Origin of the sequence: Microbacterium sp. H6, from assembly GCF_003314775.1 — a bacterium.
GTDB lineage: Bacteria > Actinomycetota > Actinomycetes > Actinomycetales > Microbacteriaceae > Microbacterium > Microbacterium oxydans.
The window spans coordinates 1-2,467 of record NZ_QOAY01000309.1 but is presented as its reverse complement, the minus strand read 5'-3'; the positions used below and the strand labels follow the sequence as shown (position 1 = coordinate 2,467).

The following is a 2,467-nucleotide window of genomic DNA, read 5'->3' as shown; positions in this document are numbered from 1 at the left end:
CATCAACCCGTCCACCGGTGCCGCGATCCGCGAGGTCCCCAGAGCCGGCATCGGAGAGACGGATGCCGCGATCGCTCGTGCCGTCGCGGCGCAGCGTCGATGGGCGGCCCTGGCCCCGGTGGCACGTGCGGATGCCCTCCGGTCGTTCGCCCGCGCGGTGGACGGCGCCGTCGAAGAGCTGGCGCAGCTGGAGGTGCTCAACTCCGGGCATCCGATCGGCTCGGCCCGCTGGGAGGCCGGTCACGTCGCCCAGGTGCTCAACTACTACTCCGCCGACCCGGAGCGCCTGTCCGGGCGACAGATCCCGGTGGCCGGCGGGCTCGATGTCACGTTCCACGACCCCTACGGCGTGGTCGGCGTGATCGTTCCGTGGAACTTCCCGATGACGATCGCCTCGTGGGCGTTCGCACCGGCGCTCGCCGCGGGCAACGCCGTGGTGCTCAAGCCCGCCGAGCTGACACCTCTCACCGCCATCCGCCTCGGCGAGCTCGCGCGCGAAGCAGGACTACCGGAGGGGCTGTTCGAGGTCGTCACCGGGTCGGGCTCGGTCGTCGGGCAGCGTCTCGTGGAACACCCGGACGTGCGCAAGGTCGTCTTCACCGGCTCGACCGAGGTGGGCGTCGAAGTCGCGGCGGGCTGCGCGCGAGCCCTCAAGCCCGTCACGCTCGAACTCGGGGGCAAGAGCGCGAACGTCGTCTTCGAGGACGCGGATCTCGAACGCGCGGCGGCCGGAGTTCCCGGATCCGTGTTCGACAACGCCGGCCAGGACTGCTGTGCGCGCAGCCGCCTGCTCGTGCAGCGCTCGGTCTACGACCGGTTCCTCGAACTGCTCGAACCGGCCGTCGCCGCCTGGCGTGTGGGCGACCCTGCCCGCGATGACACCGACATGGGGCCGCTCATCTCGGCGGGACACCGCGATACCGTGGCGTCGTTCCTCGACGGTGCAGACATCGCCTTCCGCGGCAGTGCCCCCGAGGGGGACGGGTTCTGGTTCGCGCCGGCCGTGGTGCTCGCCGACCCCGCCGACCGCATCGCGCAGCAGGAGGTGTTCGGGCCCGTCGTCGCGGTGATGCCGTTCGAGGACGAGGCCGATGCCATCCGTCTGGCCAACGACACGGCGTACGGTCTCGCGGGCTCCGTCTGGACCGAGAGCCTGGGACGCGGTGTCCGCGTGGCTCGGGGTGTGCGCAGCGGCGTGCTGTCCGTGAACTCGCACTCCTCGGTGCGGTACTCCACGCCGTTCGGCGGCATGAAGGCGTCGGGCCTGGGGCGCGAACTCGGCCCCGACGCCGCCGAGCACTTCACCGAGACCAAGAACGTCTTCTTCGCGACCGATGAACACTGATCGCGTCGTCCTTTCACCCATCCGGAACGGAGAACCCACATGAGCATCGATCTGACCCAGCGTCTCAAGGACCGCGTCGCCATCATCACCGGCGGCGCGAGCGGCATCGGGTTCGCCACCGCCCAGCGCTTCGCAGCGGAGGGGGCCCTCGTCGTGATCGCCGATGTCGATCCGACGACAGGAGAGGCGGCGGCCGCCGAGGTGGGCGGCGTGTTCCGCCCGGTCGACGTCGCAGACGAGGCCAAGGTGAACGCGCTGTTCGACGGTGTCGCGGAGGAGTTCGGGCGGATCGACATCGCCTTCAACAACGCGGGCATCTCGCCGGCCGATGACGACTCCATCGAGACGACGGAGCTCCCGGCGTGGGATCGCGTGCAGGACGTGAATCTCAAGAGCGTGTACCTGTGCAGCCGTGCAGCCCTCCGTCACATGGTGCCAGCGGGGCGCGGATCGATCATCAACACCGCCTCCTTCGTCGCGCTCCTCGGATCCGCCACCTCGCAGATCAGTTACACCGCGTCGAAGGGGGGCGTGCTGGCGATGTCCCGCGAGCTCGGTGTGCAGTTCGCCCGTCAGGGAGTGCGGGTGAATGCGCTGTGCCCTGGACCCGTGAACACCCCGTTGCTGCAGGAGCTGTTCGCGAAGGATCCGGAGCGGGCGCAGCGGCGCCTGGTGCACGTGCCGATGGGACGCTTCGCGGAGCCCGCCGAGCTCGCAGCGGCCGTGGCGTTCCTCGCCTCCGACGACGCGTCGTTCATCACCGCGAGTGCCTTCGTCGTCGACGGCGGGATCACGAACGCCTACGTCACCCCGCTGTGAGCCACCCTCACCTCGCTGTGACAGGGTGAAGGCATGAGCGAGCACTCCCACGACGGCGACCTCGTCGAAGTGCGAAGGGCCGTCTACCGGCCACTGCGGCGCGGTAATGCGCTCGAGGACACGGTGGCCCGACTCGTGCAGACGATCCGGCTCGGTGTGGTCGCTCCTGGCGAGTCCCTGCCTCCGGAGCGCGAGCTGGCGGCGTCGTTCGGGGTGAGTCGCGACACCGTGCGCGAGGCGATCCGCGAGCTGGCCGACACCGGCTACCTGCTGCCGCGGCGTGGTCGCTACGGAGGCACGTTC

The 2,467-nt window shown here is 70.2% G+C and carries 3 protein-coding genes; all 3 read left to right on the top strand.

Annotated features, from left to right (window positions below):
• The first annotated feature begins 1 nt into the window (after position 1).
• Positions 2 to 1,345: an aldehyde dehydrogenase gene (locus DSP71_RS21220; RefSeq protein WP_113681989.1), complete on the top strand. Its 1,344-nt coding sequence runs from the start codon at positions 2 to 4 to the stop codon at positions 1,343 to 1,345.
• Between the two features lie 39 nt (positions 1,346 to 1,384).
• The gene (locus DSP71_RS21215) at positions 1,385 to 2,164 is read left to right on the top strand and encodes a 3-oxoacyl-ACP reductase (RefSeq protein WP_046749785.1); all 780 of its coding nucleotides are present in this window, start codon (positions 1,385 to 1,387) and stop codon (positions 2,162 to 2,164) included.
• Between the two features lie 33 nt (positions 2,165 to 2,197).
• A partial coding sequence (locus tag DSP71_RS21210; RefSeq protein ID WP_147251423.1) for a FadR/GntR family transcriptional regulator occupies positions 2,198 to 2,467 on the top strand: 270 nt, incomplete at its 3' end.